15 protein-coding genes are annotated in these 23774 nt (G+C 32.9%); 8 read left to right on the top strand and 7 right to left on the bottom strand.

The genetic code is table 11. From position 1 onward, the window contains the following. Positions 1 to 6: 6 nt before the first annotated feature. The gene (locus G7A72_RS15920; RefSeq protein WP_165153380.1) at positions 7 to 3069 is read right to left on the bottom strand and encodes a TonB-dependent receptor; all 3063 of its coding nucleotides are present in this window, start codon (positions 3067 to 3069) and stop codon (positions 7 to 9) included. A gap of 689 nt (positions 3070 to 3758) precedes the next feature. Here G7A72_RS15920 and G7A72_RS15915 point away from each other — a divergent pair. Continuing rightward, positions 3759 to 4409 carry a sugar-binding protein gene (locus tag G7A72_RS15915; RefSeq protein WP_241258539.1) on the top strand — a complete coding sequence of 217 codons (651 nt, stop codon included), beginning with the start codon at positions 3759 to 3761 and terminating at the stop codon, positions 4407 to 4409. A gap of 7 nt (positions 4410 to 4416) precedes the next feature. On the opposite strand, the gene G7A72_RS15910 is transcribed toward G7A72_RS15915, so the two are convergent. After that, positions 4417 to 5457, bottom strand: coding sequence for a LacI family DNA-binding transcriptional regulator (locus G7A72_RS15910; protein ID WP_165153378.1), 1041 nt, complete (start codon positions 5455 to 5457; stop codon positions 4417 to 4419). Between the two features lie 312 nt (positions 5458 to 5769). Between G7A72_RS15910 and G7A72_RS15905 the strand changes: the two genes are divergently transcribed. Genes G7A72_RS15905 through G7A72_RS15885 form a run of 5 tightly spaced genes read left to right on the top strand, consistent with a single transcriptional unit; the run spans position 5770 to position 11441 of the window. Beyond that, the gene (locus G7A72_RS15905; protein WP_165153376.1) at positions 5770 to 6870 is read left to right on the top strand and encodes a galactokinase family protein; all 1101 of its coding nucleotides are present in this window, start codon (positions 5770 to 5772) and stop codon (positions 6868 to 6870) included. Positions 6871 to 6872: 2 nt separating this feature from the next. Then, positions 6873 to 7748 carry a sugar phosphate nucleotidyltransferase gene (locus G7A72_RS15900; RefSeq protein ID WP_165153374.1) on the top strand — a complete coding sequence of 292 codons (876 nt, stop codon included), beginning with the start codon at positions 6873 to 6875 and terminating at the stop codon, positions 7746 to 7748. Between the two features lie 18 nt (positions 7749 to 7766). After that, positions 7767 to 9149 carry a sugar MFS transporter gene (locus G7A72_RS15895; protein ID WP_241258538.1) on the top strand — a complete coding sequence of 461 codons (1383 nt, stop codon included), beginning with the start codon at positions 7767 to 7769 and terminating at the stop codon, positions 9147 to 9149. 42 nt (positions 9150 to 9191) lie between these two features. Further along, positions 9192 to 11120 carry a glucosamine-6-phosphate deaminase gene (gene nagB, locus G7A72_RS15890; protein WP_165153372.1) on the top strand — a complete coding sequence of 643 codons (1929 nt, stop codon included), beginning with the start codon at positions 9192 to 9194 and terminating at the stop codon, positions 11118 to 11120. Positions 11121 to 11135: 15 nt separating this feature from the next. Continuing rightward, a complete protein-coding gene (locus G7A72_RS15885; protein ID WP_165153370.1) occupies positions 11136 to 11441 on the top strand; it encodes a hypothetical protein in 306 nt (101 codons plus the stop codon). 1047 nt (positions 11442 to 12488) lie between these two features. Here G7A72_RS15885 and G7A72_RS15880 read toward each other — a convergent pair. The 5 genes from G7A72_RS15880 to G7A72_RS15860 all read right to left on the bottom strand — a co-directional run bounded on the left by G7A72_RS15880 (position 12489) and on the right by G7A72_RS15860 (position 20784). Next, positions 12489 to 13790 carry a TolC family protein gene (locus G7A72_RS15880; protein WP_165153368.1) on the bottom strand — a complete coding sequence of 434 codons (1302 nt, stop codon included), beginning with the start codon at positions 13788 to 13790 and terminating at the stop codon, positions 12489 to 12491. Continuing rightward, a complete protein-coding gene (locus tag G7A72_RS15875; RefSeq protein ID WP_165153366.1) occupies positions 13783 to 16200 on the bottom strand; it encodes an ABC transporter permease in 2418 nt (805 codons plus the stop codon). The genes G7A72_RS15880 and G7A72_RS15875 overlap by 8 nt, the downstream gene beginning before the upstream one ends. Before the next feature lie 2 nt (positions 16201 to 16202). Next, the gene (locus G7A72_RS15870; protein WP_165153364.1) at positions 16203 to 18632 is read right to left on the bottom strand and encodes an ABC transporter permease; all 2430 of its coding nucleotides are present in this window, start codon (positions 18630 to 18632) and stop codon (positions 16203 to 16205) included. A gap of 120 nt (positions 18633 to 18752) precedes the next feature. Next, positions 18753 to 19454, bottom strand: a complete 702-nt coding sequence (locus G7A72_RS15865; RefSeq protein ID WP_165153362.1) for an ABC transporter ATP-binding protein — start codon at positions 19452 to 19454, stop codon at positions 18753 to 18755. A gap of 91 nt (positions 19455 to 19545) precedes the next feature. Next, entirely contained in the window at positions 19546 to 20784 is a 1239-nt protein-coding gene (locus tag G7A72_RS15860; protein ID WP_165153360.1) for an efflux RND transporter periplasmic adaptor subunit, read from the bottom strand. Between the two features lie 181 nt (positions 20785 to 20965). Here G7A72_RS15860 and G7A72_RS15855 point away from each other — a divergent pair, with 181 nt between their 5' ends. Both G7A72_RS15855 and G7A72_RS15850 read left to right on the top strand, forming a co-directional pair. Then, positions 20966 to 22309, top strand: coding sequence for a sigma-54 dependent transcriptional regulator (locus G7A72_RS15855; protein WP_165153358.1), 1344 nt, complete (start codon positions 20966 to 20968; stop codon positions 22307 to 22309). 1 nt (position 22310) lies between these two features. Further along, positions 22311 to 23645 (top strand): PAS domain-containing sensor histidine kinase, encoded by a 1335-nt coding sequence (locus G7A72_RS15850; RefSeq protein WP_165153356.1) that lies wholly within the window; start codon positions 22311 to 22313, stop codon positions 23643 to 23645. Positions 23646 to 23774 lie beyond the last annotated feature (129 nt).

Raw genomic sequence — 23774 nt, 5'->3', positions numbered from 1 at the left:
ATTTTTTTAAAGAGTAAGATTAAGACCTAATACAAATTTGCGTGTCTGAGGATATACTGATGTTGCAACTCCTGTAATTTGACCATTACTAGGTGGTATCTCAGGATCAACTCCAGAGAAGTGAGAAATTGTAAATAAGTTTTCTGCAGAGACAAATAATCTAAGATTAGAAATATTCAAACGCTCCACATTTAAGTTATATCCTAAAGAAAGACTTCTCATTTTTAGATAGGTTCCAGTTTCTAAGAAACGAGAAGAAGCTTTATTTGAGTTACTTTGATTGTTATAACTCGCTTGAGGATGAGTCGCATTATCTCCCGGTTTTTCCCATCGGCTCCATCCGCTGTGAAGATTCATTTGGTTACGATCCGTATATGCTCCATCTGAATCAAATTCGGCTCTGGCATAATTATAAATTTCACCTCCTACAGAATAGGTAAATATGGCTGATAAATCAAAACTCTTATAATCTAAATTTGTTGAAAATCCACCAAAAAACGAAGGAGTATAAGCTCCCATAGCAATTGGTGTTTTTGAAGCATTACTATAACTAAACGTTTTTACGCGTTCCCCGTTTGCATTGGTTTCAAACCATTGAGGTCTTCCGGTCTCTGGATCTACACCAGCCCATTCGGTAAGGTACCACGTATCAACATCTTTTCCTGGCTTCAATAATTTAGAAGCTGAACCGGCAATTCCAGAACCATCGCCCACGATGATTTGCTTTCTTTCACCATAAAGACTGGTTACTTTGTTTTTATTCACGCCAATATTAGCATCAACAGCCCATCTCCAATCTTCGTTTTTAACGATTTCAACATTAACTGCAGCTTCAAAACCTTTGTTGCTTACTGCCCCAACGTTTTTCCAAATGCTGGTAACTCCAATAACTCCTGGCAAGGGAACTTGATACAATAAACCCGAAGTGTCTTTATCATAATAATCTAAAGTAAGATTGAATCGTTTTAAGAAACTTATATCTAAACCAAGTCCAGCTGTATATGTTTTTTCCCAACTTAAATCAGGATTTGCAATTTGAGAAATTATAGCACCTGGATTTTCATTGTAACCTGTTGTTAAAGAATATAAGGCATAATGTGGATAAAGACTATTTGGTCTATTTCCTACTGATCCGTAACTGGCTCTAAGTTTTAAATTTGTAATATAATCAGCTTTAAAAAAGTCTTCTTTATGAATATTCCATCCACCACTTACTGAGAAAAAATTTCCATATTGTGAATTAACCCCAAAATTTGAAGCTCCGTCACGTCTTAGCGAAACTTGCGCTAAGTATTTATTATCATAGGTATAATTTACATTCGATAGTAAAGATTGAACAGCCCATTGTGCTCTACTTCCTTTTACTTTTTCAGGAATCGAAGCTACATCACCCACTATAAATCCCGGGGCAAATCCAGTAGCAATTCCTACCGTACTTTTTGAGTTAAACTCATTCCATTCATATCCAGCAATCGCATTAAAGTCATGCTTTCCGTATGATTTATTGAATTTAAATAATTGATTAGTATACACTCTATTATATGAACTCATGTAATCCTCAATTCTACCTTTTACTGCTAATCCGCTGGAAGATCGTGGATCTGAATAAGCCATGGAATTTGAATTTGAAAAAATATAGTTGTTTACTGATGCAAATGTTAACCAATCCGTAAGTTTTATATCAAAATCAAAATTACTTCTAACATCGTATGCTTCAGATTCGCTATAGTCCCATTGTAAATCATACAAATAGTTAGATCCAGTTGTATTTACCCAAGTAGGATTTGGTTGATTCCCCACCAAAGTACCATCTGCTAGATAAGGGTTATCCCAAGGCATATTACCATACATTGCTCCTACAGAATGTTGTCTGTCTAACACATCTCTGCGTGTAGCATTAATTTGTGGACGGACTGTCAACCAATTATTTACTTTGTAACTAAATTTCAAAAGGGCATTATAACGCGTGTAGTCATATCCTCTTATAGCAGCAGTTTCATCATAAACACCAAGAGAAATGTAGCTTTTTAAACTTTCATTACCACCACTTATAGAAAGATTATGATCTGTAGCTAAACCTGTTCTGGTAGCATTATCCCACCAATCAAAATTTTTATTTCTTAATTCAGGAGTCCACCACCATGCATTTGAAAAGTCCTGTTTATTTGAAAAAGAATCATACAAGTCATATAATTCGGCTCCATTCATCAAGTTGAAATTACCGGTATTTAAAGTTGTAGCAGCCATTTTAGTGGAGAAATTAATGGTTGCTTTACCTGATTTTCCACTTTTTGTGGTAACAACAATAACTCCGTTTGCACCCTGTGAACCATATACTGCAGTTGAAGCTGCGTCTTTTAGTATTGTCATAGTTTCAATATCCGAAGGATTAATGCTACCGGCACTACTTCCTACTATAACTCCATCAACTACCCATAAAGGATCAGTGCTTCCGTTTACAGTTGTTTTTCCTCTAATAATTATTTTTCCGGCTTCACCTGGTTGTCCAGATCCAGAGTTTACATAAACTCCTGTAGCTTTTCCTGCTAATAAATTTTCAACAGAAGGAGTTGTCGCATCTGTAAGCTTCTTGTTATTAATTGTTTGTAATGAACCGGTAAGACTCTCTTTTTTAATCGTACTGTACCCTACAATAACTACTTCATTTAATTTTTGACCTGTTTCTTTTAAAACAATTTTTAATGGGCCAACACCAATAGTAACTTCTTGCTCTTCCATTCCAATAAACGAAATGACCAAAGTGTTGTTATTTCCTAATACTTCGATAGAAAAATTACCATCAGTATCTGTCTGAACTCCTATCGTAGTTCCTTTGATAAGTACATTAGCCCCAGGAAGAGGCGCGCCACTTTCATCGGTTACTTGTCCTTTAACAACTTTCTGAACTAGTGATAAATTAATATCGTATGATGCAACCGTTTTTATTGTCGAAGCTGTGGAAACTTGAAAAGTTAAAGCTAACAAAGAAAGAAGTGTTAGTTTAATTTCTTTATGGGACAGATTGTTAATCACTAAATCCCTTGGTTTTTTTTGGGTTAATAATTTCATACTCTTGAAATGGTTTTAGTTAATAATTTTTGTTGGTTTATTCTGAATTATGTGTTGTATGTATGTTTTTTAATAAAAAAAATGAGCTCTAAAAATTTGGTTTTCAATTTCTTAACGGAGCTAATTTTAATCTAAATCCATCATTTTTTTTAATGTACTTTTCTAAATTAAACCTCTTATATAATCTTCAAAAACATCAAATTTTGACCTAATAAAAGAGATGTTATTTTTTAATACGTGACGAAACTATAGATTATATTTTTATTAAACAAGGAAAAATACAAAAAATGTGCTCGAACACACAATATTTATGTTCTCGAGCACATAAATATTGCACGAAACGTTTTTTTAATAATAAAATTCTAATTTTTTAATAATAGAGTGCAGCTCAATTCCATCTCTTTTTTTTAAGTAAATCAAGACATACTAATTAAATTATAAGAAATTCGGAATTTTTAATTCTAAAAATTAAAAATTCAACAGTGGTTCTATATAATTGAATTTACTTTCAATCTTCATTTCCTGCTATTTGGTTTTGAAATCTACACAAAATAGATATATCTAAGTCTTCTATTTAAGTTACGAGAAAAGAAAAAAATGACAAAGAGATTCATTAAAATTTCTTTTAACTATATTTCGAAAAAATTTGTTCAAATACAGTTTTATAGAAACACTAAATGCTGCATAAAATGATTCCAGTAATGAAAGAATATGAAGTACATTTAATCGAAAATAAACAACTGACTGTCTCCGGAAATGGAGATGATATAGCATGGGAGAATGCCCAGATATTGACTGATTTTTGTTCCCCATGGAATAACAAAAAAGGAACGGAAATAACATTTAAAGCACTTTGGGATCGAGAAAATTTATTTTTTAATTTTACTGTTTTAGATACCGAAATCCATATAGAAAAAAAGGATGACAGTTTTGAGAGTATTGGAAACTCCGATAGAGTTGAACTCTTTTTTAGAACTGACGATGCACTGAATCCCTATTATTGTTTAGAGATAGACAATACTGGTCGAATAATGGATTTTATAGCGTATCCTAATAAGAATTTTGATTTCGATTGGAACTGGCCCAAAAATGATTTAGTAGTAAAATCATCTGTAAATACTGGCTCTTTTATCGTTGAGGGATCAATTAGCATTGAATCTTTAAAAAGTTTTAATCTAGTAAAAAACAACAGGATAGAAACCGGTGTTTTTCGAGCTAAGTATGTAAAGACCAAAAATGAATTTTTTGAACCTAATTGGATTACTTGGATAAACCCAAATACAGAAACTCCAAATTTCCATCTTGCTTCTTCCTTTGGTGTTTTTGTTTTAAAAGAGTAAAATTTTTTTATTCAATATAATACTTCGCATTCTCTGCGTTTACAATATCAATCGGCAAAAGAATCATTTCTGGAATTTCTTTCTGAAAGAGAAAATGTTCCACTAAAGAAGTTATTCCCAAGTACGCTTGTCTTTTCTGATTTTGATGAATCATAAAATCGATGACGCCTTGATTCAAATAAGTAACATTTTCATCAATCAAATCATAACCGACTACTCCAATTTTTTTACGTTTAAATGCACTAATTACCTTAGCAATTTGATACGCTTTAGAGGTGGTAATAAAGATACCTGACAAATCATGGTTTTCATTCAGGAAAGTATTGAAATTAAGTTCAACATTTGGATTTTTTAATTTTAGAGTGTTAATCGTGTAATCAGAATTTTCTTTCTCATCAAAATAATTTCTAAAACCCCGTTCCTTTTCCTGCATGTGAATTGCATTTTTGTAGGTTTCATCAATATGAATAATAGCAATTTGACCGGTACTGGTAATCGAATCTAATAATTTTGCCGCCACTCGCCCACTTCTGAATAAATCCTGACCAACAAAACTTTTCACATAACTGGATTCGACTTGGTTATTGAACGTATTCACAATGATGTTTAACGAATTGTATTCTTCGATAACATCTACAGTTTCTTTATGGAATAAAGGCGCTAACAAAACTGCATCAGGAGATAACCCTAAAACTGTTTCATTAGTTTTTAAAAAAGATTTCTTTTTTTCTGGATTAAAATAGAAAGTTTCAATTGCCAAATTGTACGCTTTGAATTCTTTGATCGCATCATCAATGCCATTCAGGCAAGGAAGCCAATATGGATCAATTTCAGGATCAGGAAGTACAACACAAATACGATAAATCTTATTGTTTTTCAAATTTCTGGCAATAAGGTTTGGCTCGTAGTCAATTACTTTTAAAACTTCGTTAATTTTGTCCAAAGCCGCTGGAGAGACTTTACCTCTTTTGTGCAAAACTCTGTCAACAGTTCCTTTCGAAACACCGGCTAATTTAGCAATATCTTTTATTGTGTATTTTTTATCCATAATGAGCAAATATATAAAAACTTTGGTTTTATAATTTTTTGTAAGACTTAATTAACAAAGGAGTGACTAATTATTCGTTTGACATTTTTTCATTGTGATTAATAATCTTTTTATGAACCTTCATTTTATTCAATTTAAAGATGTGCTCGAAAACATATATCAAGTGTGTTCGAGCACATTTATTGTTTTTTTCTTGTTTTATTAGAATTTAATGAATAGTTTCGTAAAGTCAAAAGCAAATAAACAGTTAGAAACTACAAATAAAATTAGTTGTAAATTATATCATTACAGCGTTTTAAAACCTTTGAAAAAGTGAAAAAAATTATATCATTAGCTCCTGGAAGAACCTGTCTCTTTGGAGATCATCAAGACTATTTAGGTTTACCCGTCATAGCATGTGCAATCAATCGAAATATAAAATTAACTGCAGTTCAAAATGACACTTCAGTTTTCAGAATAAAAATGGAGGATATTAATGAAATTAGGGTCATCGATATTCACGCTACTTTTTCGGAATTAACGCCTCGCGATTATTTTGCCTCTTCCCTACGAGTTTTGAGAAGACAGGGTTGCATTCCAACTGTAGGATACGATATTAATATAAAAGGAGATATCCCTATCAATTCCGGAACCTCAAGCTCATCCGCTTTACTATTGGCTTGGATTAACTTTTTGATTACTGCTTTTGGAGTTGATGCTGAAGTTACACCAGAATTTATTGCAAAAATGGGGTATGCTTCTGAAGTTTTAGAGCACGGAGAACCAGGCGGAATGATGGATCATTACAGCATCGGAGTGGGCAATATTGTATACATCAATACTAAAGATCCCTTTTCATATACCATCATTGGAACGGAACTAAAAGGCTTAATAACAGGTGTTTCTGGAGTACCCAAAGAAACAATTGGTTTGATTGGAGAATTAAAAGGAAATGCCTTAATAGCTATTGCTATAATTAAACAAAATTTTGAATATTTTGATTTAAATACATCTAAAATAGAAGAATTGGATAAATATCACAATTACTTACCAGATCGATTAGTTCCTTATTTTGAAGCTGCCATCAAGAATTACCATTATACAAAAGAGGCTTTAAAAGAATTTGAAAAACCAGCTCCAGACTTAAAAAAGATAGGTGCTTTAATGAATCAACATCACGCTGTTTTAAGAGATTTATTAAAAATAACAGTCCCTAAAATTGACGCAATGATCAATGCCGCATTGAAAGCTGGAGCTTACGGGGCAAAGATAGTAGGTTCAGGTGGCGGAGGAAGTATTGTAGCACTGGCTGAACCGGGAAATGAAGCTCCTGTAGTGGCAGCAATGCTGGCAGCAGGTGCAATAGAAGCCTACACAGTAACCGTTGATCCTGGCGTGAGAATACTAGAAAACAGTAAAATTTTAAAGAATTAAGTATGCATGACAATCTAATTATTTTAGCCGGTGGCGCTTCTTCCAGAATGAAAAAACAAGTTTCATTAGATAATTTGAGCGAAGAAGAAATCGCGCAAGCGAATGAAAGAAGTAAAGGATTAATTGGCGTTGGACCAAACGGAAGACCATTGTTGGATTACCTTTTGTTAAATGCTAAAAAAGCAGGGTATAAAAACATCTATATTATTATTGGGGAACAAGGAGACTTATTCAAAGAGTTTTACGGAAGTGAAAACCGCAACAATGATTTTCATGGGTTAACAATTTCCTTTGCAACGCAATACATTCATGAAGGAAGAATAAAGCCATTTGGTACAGCTGATGCTTTATTTCAAGCAGTGGAGCAATATCCTGAATTGAATTCTCAAGAGTATACGGTTTGCAATAGCGATAATTTATATTCTACCGAAGTCTTATATGCACTTAGGGAAACTACTAGTCCAAATGCATTTATCAGTTATAATCGGGATTCAATGGAATTTCCATTGGAACGCATTTCTCGCTTTGCAATTGCTAAGCTCAGTGAAAAAAATCAGTTATTAGATATTCTTGAAAAACCAACTGCAGAGGTTTTAGAAAGCTATAAAGACACCGAAGGAAAATTGAGAGTGAGCATGAACGCTTTTAAATTCAACGGAGCGCTTATATATCCGTATTTAAAAAACTGTCCAGTTCATCCAGAAAGAGATGAAAAAGAATTGCCAACAGTACTTTTGAATGCACTAAAAGAGCATCCAGATACCACATTAGGAATTCCGTTCTCTGAACATGTTCCAGATTTAACAGCAAAAGAAGACATCGCAGAGGTAAAAGCCTATTTAAAAAAACACTATCCAGTACTCAACTGGGAATTGTAAAACCGATAAACAATTAATATGTCACAAAGTAAAAGCACTATAAATAATAAGCCCGGGAATACATTAATTCCGATGGTAATTTTAACCTCATTATTTTTCATTTTAGGATTCGTAACTTGGTTGAATGGTCCCCTAATTCCGTTTTTTGAATTAGCGTGTGAATTGTCTCAATCTCAGGCTTATTTTGTGGCTTTTGCCTTTTACATTGCGTATTTTGTAATGGCTATTCCTTCCTCTTGGGTCATAGAAAAAGTAGGTTATAAAAACGGCGTTTCGGTAGGATTAGTGGTAATTGCTTTTGGAGCATTTATGTTTTACCCTGCAGCCGAAGCACGCACTTTCCTCCTATTCCTGTTAGCTTTATTTGTTATGGGGACTGGTTTGGCAATTTTGCAAACGGCAGCAAATCCGTATGTAGTTGTTATTGGTCCCAGAGAAAGTGCTGCAGCACGAATTAGTGTATTAGGGATTGCCAATAAATTAGCAGGATTTATTGCACCGCTGGTGTTGACAGCTTTGGTGCTGTCAAACATGCAAGAGTACACGGCCGATAAAATTGCCGTACTGGATTTCGCCACTAAATCTGCCGTATTAGATTCCCTTGCGCTACAATTACAAACTCCTTATTTATATATGGGAGCTATTATTCTTGTCTTGGCCACTTTAGTCAAACTATCTCCGTTACCGGAAATTGATCTGGATGAAGATGGAAAAGTATTAAATCAAAGCGTTTTTAAACAGATTGTAAATGCTTTTAAATATCCTCAATTAGTTTTAGGTGTAATCACCTTGATGTTATACTTGGCTGCCGAGGTTTTAGCGGGAGATTCAATTGGTGGTTTCGGAAAACAATTAGGCGTTTATGGTGAAAATGGTAATTTTTATTTAAAACTAACTTCATTTACCATGACTGCAATGGTAATAGGATATATTTTAGGGATTACGTTAATCCCAAAATATGTTTCGCAGGTGACGGCACTAAAAGCTTCCGGGATTCTGGGATTAATTTTAGTGTTAATAATTGTTACGATTTCCCCTACTATAATGATTCAATTACCTGGCATACCAGCTTTGCCTCTGGTTATTATTTTAGTCGCACTATTAGGACTTGCCAATGCACTTTGTTGGCCTGCAATATGGCCGATGGCACTTCAGGATTTGGGCGGATATACTAAAATAGCCAGTGCAATATTGATTATGGGTATCATTGGAGGTGCAATTTTTCCATTGCTTTATGGTTATTTGGCAGAAACTATCAACTTGGCAAATGAAGTCAATGGTGTTGCAGAAACAGCAAAAAGTGGGAATCAAATTGCGTATTTAATGTTATTGCCAACTTACATAATGATTATATTTTATGCTTTTAAAGGGCACAAATACCGAAGCTGGTCCAGAAGATAATACCTATTAAGTGAGAAATAATTTTTTTAAAAATAACTGACAATGTTAAAAAGTAGTATAGATAAGGCGACAGGTTTCGAAAAAAGATTCGAAAATATTGACACCGTAGTTTTTGAAAATTCAACTGTGGCATCTAAGGCGGTAGCGCAACAAATAGCAACGCTTATCAAGTCAAAACAAGAGAATCAGGAATTCTGCATATTAGGTTTGGCAACAGGGTCTTCGCCAAAAGGATTGTATACTGAATTAGTTCGCCTGCACAAAGAAGAAGGACTGAGTTTCAAAAATGTAATTACATTCAACTTAGACGAATATTACCCAATGGAACCAGATTCTATAAACAGTTACGTTCGATTTATGAAAGAATTACTATTGGATCAAGTGGATATCCTACCCGAAAATTATCATATTCCGGACGGAACGTTATCCAAAGAAGAAATTGCTGATTATTGTACTAATTATGAAGCCAAAATAGAAGCTTTGGGTGGCATTGATTTACAGATTTTAGGAATTGGCGGAAACGGTCATATTGGGTTCAATGAATCCGGTTCTTTACAGAATTCAAAAACAAGATTGGTGGCATTAGATCACATTACCAGAGTGGCGGCAAGTGGTGATTTTTCTGGATTGAGCAATACACCCAGAACAGCAATCACGCTTGGAGTTAAAAAAATAATGGAAGCCAAACAAGTGATCCTAATGGCTTGGGGCGAAGGAAAATCGAAAATTATTAAAGCTTCTGTAGAAGGAACGGTAACCAATCAAATTCCTGCATCCTTTTTGCAAGAGCATAATGATGCCGTTTTTATTTTAGATAAAGAAGCTTCTTCAAAACTAACACGAATTAATACGCCTTGGTTAGTGGAGAAAATTGTTTGGACGGATCGATTAACCAGAAAAGCAGTATTAGGGTTGGCACTTGATTTAAAGAAACCTATTTTGATGCTAACGGATGCAGATTATATTGAGAACGGAATGAGTGATTTACTGGCTGATTCAGGTCCAGCGTACGACATCAACATCAAAATATTCAATAAATTACAAAATACAATTACCGGATGGCCGGGAGGAAAACCAAATGCGGAGGATTGCAATAGACCCGAAAGAGCGGAACCAGCAAGAAAAAAAGTGCTGATTTTTAGTCCGCATCCGGATGATGATATTATCAGTATGGGAGGAACTTTTATGCGATTGCAACAACAAGGGCATGAAGTGCATGTGGCCTACCAAACTTCGGGAAATATTGCTGTTGCTGATGATGAGGCACTACGATTTGCCAGATTTGTTTGTGACTACAATGAAAAATTTGGAATAAAAAGTAGTGAAGCAGAGGATATTTATAAAAAATCGATAGCATTTCTTAAAAATAAAAAAGCGAGTGAAATAGACATTCCTGAAGTGCGCTATTTGAAAGGGTTGATTCGAAAAGGAGAAGCGCGATCCACTAGTAATTTCGTTGGTTTGTCAGATGAGCAAATTCACTTTATGGAACTGCCTTTCTATGAAACAGGAACGATTGAGAAAAAACCTTTGGGAGAAATAGACATACAGCTGACAATCAATCTTATCGACAAAATACAACCGCATCAAATATATGCCGCAGGTGATTTAGCTGATCCGCATGGAACGCATAAAGTATGTTTGGATGCCATTTTTGAAGCCGTAAGACGATTGAAAACAATAGATTTCATGAAAGATTGCTGGGTTTGGTTGTATAGAGGCGCTTGGCAGGAATGGGGAATCGACGAAATTGAAATGGCTGTACCCATGAGTCCAGATCAGGTATTAGATAAAAGGCACGGGATTTTCAAGCACCAATCTCAAAAAGACGGCGTAGTATTCCAAGGGTCTGATGCAAGAGAATTTTGGCAAAGAGCGGAGGATAGAAATGGTGAAACAGCAGAGCTATATGTACAATTAGGATTGTCAAATTATGCTGCAATGGAGGCTTTTGTCAGATGGAAATATTAAATAAAAAATTTAAAAATGAATTTTTCTTTTGAAAAACCAAATCATACTTTCATCAGATATGAAACCATCGAAAATATTGAAATCTATAATCAATTTCTCAATTGGTTAAAAGGTGAATTTGATCTGTATCTAATGGAAGAATCGGATAGTTTGAAAGTGTATTTTCCCAATGGATTATTTTCGGTTACACTTTTTTCAGATAATGAAAAAGATTTAGTTATTGAAATCAAAATCATAGGCAAAACTGTGAAAACAGCTAATCAAATGGTTCTTAGAATTGACACTCTTTATAATCATCTGCACAAGGTTTTTTATAAATAACTTAAAGTGATGAATTTAAAAGTACTAAATAATTATTTTGGGCTAACTATTCATAATAAATTAAATTATTCTATTGTTTACAATAAATTCATGTTTTTGTTTGCTCTATTAAATATTTAAATAGACCTAACAAAAAGCATAAAATCTAAAAAAAACTGATTTGAAAATCTTCCAGTCAAAAACGTAATAATATCAAATCAAGGATTTTCATTTTAATTTTTTTTTTTTTTAAAATTTACATCGTTTGAAACTATTCATAAAAATAATCAATAAAGTCCTTAATCTTTTCAAGATTACTCTCTAAAAAAAGCCATCAATATTTGATGGTTTTTTCACTTTCAATACTATCATCATATTACTGTAATAAACTCAAAAGCAGCGTTTCTTTTTTAAGTTTGACAACCCTTTTTTCTTTCATCTTCCAGCAAGACTATATTTTGAATTTCTATTTCTTAGTTTCCCCTTTGTTTACGTAATATTTACTTAGTTACTTTCTTAGTCGTTTACCATAGAGTTTCCTGATTGTGTTGTCTGATATTTTTGGCTCCTTTCTTTCAGATTTTCTTTTATGGTAATTCTATCCAGTCCTGATCTAACAATGGTAGAATATGGGTTATAAAATTTTTAGATTGGTTTGTTAATTTTATAAAAGATAAAATTTCCACACTAGATTTTGGTGTTTTGAAATAAATAAAATGTTGATTACTTGATAATTTACCTCCACATTCACCTCTTTTAATTAAAATCCTAAAAAAGCTCAATGTACATAAAGTTTTGACATGCTAACTGAATATAATTAGTTACTGTAGATACAGTGTTAAAAGTAAAAATTAATATTTTCGTTAGCTTTATAAAATTGATTATAGCTGACCCAAAAGCTTCCAATCATCGAAAAAATGGTTCGAAAATTGTCTCGGAAGGGTCGCAAGAATAACTGATAGCATTGAGATCCATACGGAACTGTTTACGAACCATTTCATGCAGGATTTGAAGAAGTTATCGTTACTATTTTAGATTATAAATTCTTTTAAATATTATTCTTTATTTTTACAACTGATTCTTTTTTAACAAATTTATTTTCAAGTCAATGTATTGTAATTGAAGATTATTTTTCAACACTTCAAAATCAGCTGAAAGTGACTGATTTTTCACTGAGGAATATAAAATAGCTTCCACTTTACCGTTTATAAATTTAGCTTCCGTAGTAGCTAAGGAAGCTTTGGCAAACTTTTGCTTCTCCATCAATTTATGCTGAAGTTGCGAATAATTCCTTTTATTTTGTTCTTCCAATACAACTTGTTTGTCTAACAGTTGTTTTTCCTGTTCTACGACTAGTTTAGCCTTATCACCTACTATTTTTGATGCACTGATTTTTTTATTATTCCTAAAACCATTGAAAATTGGAACGCTCAATTGCATACCAACTTGTTGGCTTTTATTATCTTCTAATTGATTGAAAAAAGAATCTGTGTTGGCATTTGCTTGTTTTATATTTTTATAATAAAAAGTAGAATATCCATAATACGCTGACAGTATCGGATAATTGACGGCTCTTTCTAAACGGATCAACTGCAAACTGTTTTGATAATTGAGCTCGGCAAGTTTAATTTTAGGATTATACAGCTCATTATCAAAATCTTTATCAGCCTCATTTAAATAAGGTTCTAATACTATTTCATCTGTCACCACATCCACAATATTCATCAACTGGAATAATTGTATTTTTTTAATAGCATACAAGTGTTCGGTTTCCAGATTTCGGTTTTCTTCCTCCGAAAAGCTTAATTGCATATCATACAAATCACTTTGGGGTTTATTCCCAATGGTAACTTCTTTAGTTACCCTGTCCAGATTGAATGAAGCTTGCTTGAGTTGTTCTTTTTGAATTTTCAATAATTCCTGTGCGTAAAGTACTTGATAATAGCTTTCCAAAATCTGCAATTTATATTCATTTTCTACTACTTCTTTTTCGGCCTTAGCTTGCTCAATATTGATTTTTTCTTTTTGAGCATTAGCAAAAGCACTGAAATCTATCATATTTGTTCTTGCATTCAGGTATAAATTATCATTTTGAATATTGGAACTTACTCTTCCATTAGTCGAAGGATCAATGGTGGATCCAAAATTATAGCCTTGTTCACCATATAAATTAATAGTGGGTAACATTCGATTCAAAACTGAGTTTTGGGACTTTTCTGTTTTTTTTATTTCAAGTTGTCTGATTTTTATTTCGATATTATTTTGTAAAGCTGTTTCCATGCATTTAGTAAGCGTCCAAGAATTTTCCTGAGCACTTCCTAAAGCAAAAATTAAAAAAAAGACTACCGTAAAAATTGAATTCTTATTCATATTTTAAATATTTTAAAACATCTGTTTTTGTTGCTTGAAAGGCTTTTGAAAGTACTATCACAAGCGTTAGAAGTAACAAAATGATGAACCCAAACACAAATGGAAATACCGTCATGTCAATCCTAAAGGCAAAATTCTCAAGCCACATATTCAATAAATAATAGGTGGGAAACAAAGCAATTAAAAACCCAATGACACAATACAAAACATACTGTTTAGAGAGTTCTTTCAATAATAAATTGGTTTCTGCTCCAAGCGTTTTTCTGATTGCAATTTCTTTCATGCGTCTTTGTATCGAATAGGAAGCCAAAGCGAACAGCCCGAAAAGCGCAATACCAATTACCACTATATTTAACAATGAAAAAAGATTCTTTTGTTTGACATACGATTCATACGTTCTTGCATATTGTTTATCGACAAAATCATATTTAAAAGGATACTCAGTATCCATTTTTGTCCATAATTTTTCGATATCGGTAATTGTATTTTCAATATTATCCGATTTTAGTTTTACGAAAACCTTATTGATATTTTGAGCAATATCTACCGTTTTAAGATGATAGAAATACATCCCTGACACCTCTACTTCAGGACTTAATAAATTAAAATCTTTTACAACTCCTATGATTTTTAATTTTCGTTCTTTGATAATTAGTTCTTTTCCTATAGGCTCTTTCATGTTCATCAACTTTTGTGCTGTTTCATTAATCACCACAGAAGTAATAGTATCCGAAGCATGTTTCTGATCAAGAGACCTTCCTTTAACTACTTCTATTTTCATCATTTCGAATATACCAAAATCAACTGCAATTGTTCGTGCTTTAAAAAGTTCATCATTGTACAATACACCTCCTAATGAATCATCTGAACCATCAAATGAAATCAATCCTGTAGAAGCTTGTTCTACACCTTTTATTTTAGCCAGCTCTTGTTTTATTGTACTGTATTTGTTGTAGATATTTTGCCCTACGTTTTCCACTTCATAATCGGAATCCGGAAAATTCAAATTAATTTCAATCACTTGATCTCCTTTAAAACCTAAATCTTTATTGGTTAGATAATCGATTTGCTGATACACAATATAAGAACCAACAATAAAGAAAGTAGCCACTGTAAACTGGAAAATCAACATTCCGTTACGCAACCAGATTCCGTTTTTACTTCTTCCAAAATTGCCTTTGAGAACTTTTAAAGTTTCGAAATTAGCAACGTAAACGGCTGGAAGTATTCCTGCTACCAAAACTGTAATACAGAAAATCAGAATTAATTGCAGATAAAACTGACTACCAATTATTCGTAAACTCTTATTTAAAAAATCATTATAATACGGCAAAGTCAACTCAACAATGACTAATGCTAATAAAATCGAAAATAAACTTATTAGAGCAGTTTCAAAAATAAATTGGAAAACAATAGTACTTTTTGAAGCCCCCACAACTTTACGAACACCGACTTCTTTAGCACGTTTAACCGCATTCGCTGTAGCCAAATTGATATAATTTACAATCGAAAGAATGAGAATTAAAACAGATAACCCAACCATAATCAACAAAAACTGATAATTTCCTCTCCCTTCTGGATATCCATCTGTAATAGAATGTAATCTCGCTTTTGAAAGTGGCTCTATAACTACATTAAAATGACCCATTTTCTTAGCCATTTCTTCTAAAGTAAAACCTTCTTCCTTGGCAATTCTCCGAACAAAATCTTGGTTGTAAGTTTTCTCTAAACTCTTTCGAGTATTCTCAATTTTTGATGGATCTTTAATTTTAAGAAGTAACTTGAATATAAAAGGTCCTGTCGTATTTTCACTTTTGAACTGCGGCATTTTATTCATTATAACATCTGGAGCAATTGAAGAGTTCCCTGGAATATGATACAAAGCGCGCACTATAAACATTTGATCCAAACATGTTATTTGTTTACCAATCGGATTTTGGTTACCAAAAACTCGTTTAGCAATCACATCTGAAATAGCAACACTTGAATCATCTTTTAATACCGAAACCACATCTCCCTTAATAATTTCAAATGGAAAAAGAGAAAAGAAATCAGGCTCAACATTAATAATTTTATCAACTATTTCTTTCTTCCCTTTGTAGATAATTTTATCCTTTTGATACCAGCTGTCAGAATAAACTACCTTTTCTACATTAGTATCTTTATCTAAAATAGGTTTTAGGAATAAAGCACAATCTGAAAAAACTGGCATTCCTGTTAACTGTACTAAAACCTGATACACATTGTCTTTTTCGGGATTCCAAGCATCATAACTTTGTTCTTCATTCCAATACAGTAATGCGAAAATTAATCCTGAAATTCCAATGGCCAATCCAAAAATGTTTAGAAATGAAAACAGTTTATTTTGCTTTAAATGATATAGAAATATATTTATCCAGTTTTTTAGCATGGCTATTCGTATTTTAAATATTTCAAAACATCTACTCTTGTGGCTTGATAAGCTCTTGAAAGCACTACCAGTAAGGTTAATGATAATAAGACCATAAATCCGATTAGAAATGGATAGATAGAAATATCAATTCTATAGGCAAAGTTCTCTAACCATTTATTTAGTAAATAATATGCTGGAAAGACCGCAATCAAAAATCCTATAACACAATAAATAATGTACTGTTTGGATAATTCTTTGAGTAAAACATTAGTTTCTGCGCCGAGTGTTTTTCTAACGGTAATTTCTTTCATGCGTCTTTCGATAGAAAACGATGCTAGGCAGAATAAACCAAAAAGTGCAATTAGGATTACCACAATATTGAGTATTGTGAACAGGTTTTTTTGCTTCACATAGCTGCTATACGATCTTTTGTAATCTTTATCTACAAAATCGTATGCAAACGGATAATCCGGATCTACTTTTTTTAGCCAAAAATTTTCCAGATCAGCTAGTGTTTGATCCATAGTTTTTACCTCTGCATCGATGTAAATGTTGTTTAGCGAACCAATCAGCCAAGGAATCGTTTTGAAATGAAAAAATGTCATAGGCGGTATAGCTTCACTCGGATTACTCATGTTAAAATCTTTGACCACCCCAACAATAGTAATTTCTTTGCCATCCCATTTAACTTTTTTGCCAATTGGGTTTTTCTCTTTTAATAATTTCATTGCCGTTTCATTAATCAACATCGTACTCATGGTGTCTTGAGCAAGTTTTGGATTAAAGTACCTTCCATTTGCTATTTTAATTTGCATCATTTCGAGCATTCCAAAATCAATTGGAATATTATTTCCGTCAACACTTAAATCTTTATAATAGTAGGTTGTTGTTAGAGGAGCATTTGTTCCAAAAACAAAACCTCCAGCAGTTACTTTTTTTACCCCTTTTATGTACAATAATTCATTTTTAATTCGATTATATCGGTCAAATCTATAGTTATCATTGATTTCTTTTTTTTCTCCATAAACATTTCGATAGGAAATATTTAAAATTTGATTGGCCTTGAAACCTAAATCCTTTTTATTCATATGGTCTATTTGCTGATCAACAATATAGGATCCGATAATGAAAAAAGTTGCAACAGCAAATTGAAAAATCAACATTCCGTTACGCAACCATACGCCACTTTTACTTCTTCCAAAATTGCCTTTCAATACCTTTAATGTTTCAAAATTAGAAACGTAAACTGCTGGTAGAACCCCTGCCATACAAACAATAAGAAGGAAAATTGCAAATAACTGCACATAAAATTGACTTCCTTGAATCGTGATTGTTTTTCCTAAAAATTCATTGTAATAAGGTAGTGAAAGCTCAATGATAACAAGAGAAAGTAAAATGGAAACTATCACTAAAATAGTGGTTTCAAAAATAAATTGCTGAATTACATTAGCTTTTGAAGCTCCAACTATCTTACGAACACCAACCTCTTTAGCTCTTTTTATGGCAGTTGCAGTTGCGGAATTTACATAATTTACTATCGAAAGAACTAAGATTAAAGTAGATAATCCCACCATAATGAGTAAAAACTGAAAATTGCCTTTTTCTTCTATCAGACCAGTCGTTATGGTGTGTAAACGTATATCAGATAAGGGCTCTAAATGCGGTTTTACTTCTCCATATTTTTCGATAAACTGAGCAGGAGTTATTCCTTTATCCTTTGCGTAACGAGAAGTCATATTATCGTAATAAAGTTTTTTCAGATTTTTGATAATTCCTGTTGTAGGACTGTTTTTTCTAACTTTAATAAATAGTACAACTTGAAAATTACCCCATTGTTCTATAGATTTTCTAATATGTTCATCCATGAAATTAACTACAGCAGAAGGATTATAAGAGGATTTGTGATCTAATTTATAAACACCCCTTACAACTAATTTTTTTGATTGAAAAATAATTTCTTTTCCTAAAGCAGTCTCTTTTCCAAAAAGCTTAAAAGCTAAATCTTGAGATAAACTAATACTATTTTCATCTGGTAATGCCGTTTTTGGATTGCCGTTTACAAATTCATAAGGGAAAAATTCAAAGAAATTCTTTTGAGCAATTACTACTTTATCCGATTGAATTTTCTTGTTTTTAAAGCGAATGATTTCGTTATTATACAACCCGCTTAAATTACAAAATGATTCTATTTCTGGACTTCTCTCTTTTATAGCCTGCCCAATCGGAGCGGAACTAGCAGCCCAAAAAGTTTCTACATCCATTTGATTGACCACCAAATAAATGTTGTCTTTATTTGGATTCCAAGCATCATAACTATGTTCGTCATTCCAATATAAAATGGCGAATATCACTCCTGCAATTCCAATGCTCAAACCTAAAACGTTGAGAAACGAAAACAGTTTGTTTTGCCTTAAATGATAAAGGAATATTTTAAGCCAGTTGAGTATCATAACTTTTTTGATTGATTTAATTTTGATTTGATTGATGAAAAATTCAAGATGTTTACAAAAGTATTTTGCATAGCATCTCAAAAATGATTGTGGCAATTGATATGAGGATGGTCATCATTTTTATACTTTAAAAACATCAACATTTCTTTGATTTGTTTTTTCTGAAATGACAACTCCATCTTTCATAAGAATGGTTTTTTGGGAAAAAGAAGCATCATAATCAGAGTGAGTCACCATAAGGATTGTGGCACCGTTGGCATGTAAATCAGTTAAAAGTTCCATTACTTCATTTCCGTTTTTACTGTCTAGATTTCCTGTTGGCTCATCGGCAAGAATGATTTTTGGGTCGTTAATCAAGGCTCTTGCCACAGCCACACGCTGTTGCTGTCCTCCGGAAAGTTGCTGCGGATAATGTTTCAATCGGTGGGAAATCCCTAGTTTATCAGCGATTGCTTCTACTTTTTTCTTTCTGTCAGAGGATGGAACTTTATTGTAAATCAGCGGTAATTCAATATTATCATAAACCGACAATTCGTCTATCAAGTTGAAATTCTGAAAAATAAAGCCAATATTTTCTTTTCTAGCTTTCGATTTTTCTTTCTCTTTCAGCCCAATCATTTCCTGGTTCAGTAATTGATAACTTCCGCTCGAAGCGCTATCAAGTAATCCGATAATATTCAATAAAGTGGACTTCCCGCTTCCCGATGGTCCCATAATCGAAACAAAATCACCTTGATTAATGGTTAATGAAATTTCGCTTAATGCCATGGTCTCCACTTCTTCGGTTCTAAATACTCTTGAAAGATTTTTAATTTGAATCATACTATTATTCGTTTTTTGATTGATGATATTTGTTTATTTCTCTTTATTCTTTATTCTTTACTCTTGCTTCTTTCCTCTAAGCTCTTTTTCTTTATTCTAAATTCAAAATCTCGACTTCTTTGTAATCTTTATAGGAAGACGTGATCACTTTTTCACCCGCTTTTAAACCGCTGAGAACTTCATAATACAAAGGGTTTTCTCGCCCCAATTTGATTGCTTTTCGCTCTGCTTTGTTGCCATTGACAACAAAAATCCATTTTCCGCTAGTTTCTTCGTTAAAGCTTCCTTTAGAAAGTACTACCGTCTTGGTTTTTTCTGACAGATTTAATTTCACTCCAAAACTCAATCCTTGTTTTAAATCTAATTTTTCAGAGGAAACAAAATCCAATTCTACTTGAAACCTACCATTTTTAATTTCAGGAATCACTTTGGTTATTTGAACTTCGATGGATTTGTTTTCAAAATCTACTGTTCCTTTTTGTTGCTCTGCAACTTTATCCAAATAAAATTCATCGATGTCGGCCATCAATTTATAGCCTTTCCTGTCATCAATAGAACCAATACTTGTATTTTGCACATAGGTTTTCCCGAGTATAGGTTCAAAGGAAGAAAGTCTTCCAGAAATGGGTGCTGTGATTAGGAAATTCTTTTTATTCATTCTCAAAATATCCAAACTTTTATTCATAAAACCAATAGATTGATTCAATTGTCCTATCTGGACTTGATTTGCTAATTTTTCTTTTTTGACACTTTTTTTGATGATGTTCATTCGCTCTTTTTGAAAACGATAATTTTCTTGGGTCTTTTCCCATTCATTTTTTGAAAGTATTTCTTTGTCAAAAAGTTTGTGGTTCAATTCAAATAGGTTTTTGGCATCAAGATAATCGTGTTCTATTCCGATCAAGTCTTTTTCTAAATTCAATTCCTGATTTCTTAAATCGAGTTTGGCTTTGTTCAAATTATTGATTTGTTCGATAATCGCTGTTTCCTGCTGCATGTACGCCAATTCTGCATTAGGATTATACAAGCGCACTAACGGCTGTCCTTTAACGACCATATCGCCGTTTTCAACAAATATTTCCTGAACGGCTCCACCTTCAATGATATTAACTAACATTGAATTTAAAGGAACGGCTTTTGCCTGAAAAGACATAAAATCTTCGAAAAAATTATTTTCTACGGTCTTAATCGTAATTTCAACTTTTTTTACGTTCAAACTTCTTTTTTTAGTCACAGAAGTAAAGACAAAATACCCGAGGAGTAAGATAATTGGCAAAACGATTAAAAGATACTTATTTTTGTTAGTTTTACGTACGATTTTGGTGTCCATTGTTTATTATTTGTATAGTCTATTAGGATAATCGTACCATAAAATTAAAAACTGTAATAATCTTATTATTAGGTTTTTAATTTCAATAAAATTTACACAATGTCCATAATTGAACACTATTTGTCCAAAACCGAACAATAATTCCATTTTCTGAATAAAAAAATACAGATATTCCGTTAGAATGAAAAAGACCAACGCCTCCATATTAGTCATAGACGACCAAGAAGATATTCTTTTTGCTTCAAAAATGCTACTTAAAAAGCATTTTGAAAATATTTATACGCTCACTAACCCTAAAAATGTGGTTGAATTATTAGCAAAAAACACAATAGATGTGGTTTTACTCGACATGAACTACAGAATTGGGTTTGAGGATGGTAAAGAAGGGTTGTATTTACTAAGAGAAATAAAAACGCTTTCGCCAAAGACTGTAGTCATTTTGATGACCGCTTTTGGTAAAGTAGAAACGGCTGTTGAAGGATTAAAAGCTGGTGCTTTTGATTATATTTTGAAGCCTTGGGAAAATGAAAAATTACTTAGCGTTGTAAAACAAGCTGTCGATAAAAGCCGGAAAGAGCAAAAGAAATCAAATAATATCGAGATTGTAGACGAATTTTTTGTTGGTAATTCAGAGGTTATAAAAAAAGCTTATTCTCTGGCCGATAAAGTGGCTAAAACCGATGCCAATGTTTTAATCCTTGGCGAGAATGGTACGGGTAAGTATGTTTTGTCACATCATATTTATTGCCAATCGGAGCGGAAAAATAATCCTTTTATTCATGTTGATTTGGGTTCTTTGAATTCCAATATTTTTGAAAGCGAATTATTCGGCTATGCCAAAGGCGCTTTTACAGATGCTAAAATCGATACTCCAGGACGTTTTGAGATGGCTCAAAACGGGACTATTTTTTTGGATGAAATAGGAAACGTCCCATTGCATTTACAATCTAAACTCTTGCAGATAATTCAAACCAAAATGGTAACCCGATTAGGAGAATCGAGAGCGAGACCATTGAATGTACGCATTATTACAGCCACCAACCTGAATTTGAAGAAAGAAGTTGTAGATAAAAACTTCAGGGAAGATTTGTATTATCGCATTAATACCATGGAAATCGTGTTGCCTCCATTGCGAGAACGAGACGAAGATAAAATCCCTTTGGCACACTATCTCTTGCAAAAAATGGTGGTTAAATACGGACGGGATGAAATTAATTTTGACGAAAAAGCATTGGAACAAATCGAAAAACATGCTTGGAACGGAAACATCCGGGAAATGGAAAACAGAATAGAACGCGCCGTGATTCTATGCGAGAACAATCATATTACTGTTTCCGATTTGGATTTGGGACAAATAACCACTTACGAAGAAAACCAAGACGATATTCAACTTTCGGCTGTCGAAAAAACAGCCATCGAGAAAATATTGTTCAAGAACAACAACAATATCAGTAAAACCGCTGAGGAATTGGGATTGTCCAGAGGCGCATTATACCGACGTTTAGAAAAATATAACATCAACTAATATGTTTAAATTCTTGAAAATCTACCAACTCCTTTTTCTTAGATTAATTTTTATTCTTTCCGTTGCTGGAATTTCCATATTTATTTTTCAAAAAGGATTACTTTTTTCAGCACTTTTTGGGCTTCTTGTACTTTTTCTTCTCTTAGTCGAAATGTATTTCTATATTAAAAAAGCCTTTTTGATTTATGATAGAACGATCACCTCTATTTTACAAAATGATTTTACATCGGATTTTTCCAAACATAAATCGTATCAAAATTATTCTAGTTTGTTCAAGCTGTATGAAAGGCTAAAAAATAAAGAAAACGAGCAGGTTTCAAAAGATATAGTGTATCGTTCTATTCTAAATACTATTGAAACGGGAATTATTATTCTGCAAAAGGAAGAAAATGAATGGAATATTTTTTTGATGAATGACTATTTTTCTAAACATTTTGATGTACCTAAAGTCTCCAAATGGAAGTATCTAAAAAATCATTTGTCTTCCTTATGTGAAATTATTGAACAGCAGGATTTTCAAGAAATTAAAACGTCATTAGAAATACGTGTTAATAAACAAGACACGCAAACTTTTGTGATGCAGACTTCGAGGAGTGAAATTTTCAACCAAGATTATTTCATCGTTTTACTGGATTCAATTCAGAGTGTAATAGAGAAGAAAGAGAAAGAGGCATGGGTCAATCTAATGAAGGTGATTTCTCATGAGCTTTTGAATTCGATTACTCCTATTCGGTCACTTTCACAGAATTTACAGGAATTGGTACAGCAGGAAACTATTTCGGCAGAAGATTTAGATGATATGAAAAGCAGTGTTAGCACAATGTTGAGACGAAGCGACCATTTGCAACAATTTGTAGAAAGTTATCGCAAACTAGCTATGCTACCATCTCCAAAAAAAGAAAAAATAGAATTATCAAAATGGATTGAAAACAGTTTTCAAATCATGTTACCCATTTGTAAGCAGGAGCAAATAGAAGTTCACAACACGATTGCTTTCGACAGTAGGCTAGATATTGACCCACAACAAATGGAGCAAGTATTGATTAATCTTTTGACGAATTGCATTTATGCTTTGTCAAATGCAGAAAAAAAACAGATTATTATATCGGCAGAAGTCAAAGAAAAGAGAATTTTTATCATGATTACCGATACCGGAAAAGGCATCGAAAAAGAAATAGAAAGCAAAATATTCTTGCCCTTTTTCACCACTCGCAAAGAAGGTGCCGGAATTGGCTTGACTTTGTCCAAAAGCATTGTAGAGGCTCACGGTGGTTATTTGGCATATAAAAATGATGATGGAAAAACCGCTTTTGTGATTTGTCTGGTTGATAATTAATTCTTAATTAAGAATTAATTATCAACCAGACAAAAAATAAGTAGAGGTAAAAAACTATTATTGTTATTGGATTATGCCTTAGAACCTTACGCAGTTCGAACCTGCCATTGTTAGTAATCAATGGTGTTG

This window comes from Flavobacterium sp. Sr18, assembly GCF_011064265.1.
Classification (GTDB): Bacteria; Bacteroidota; Bacteroidia; order Flavobacteriales; family Flavobacteriaceae; genus Flavobacterium; species Flavobacterium petrolei.
This window is presented reverse-complemented; position numbering and strand designations above follow the sequence as displayed.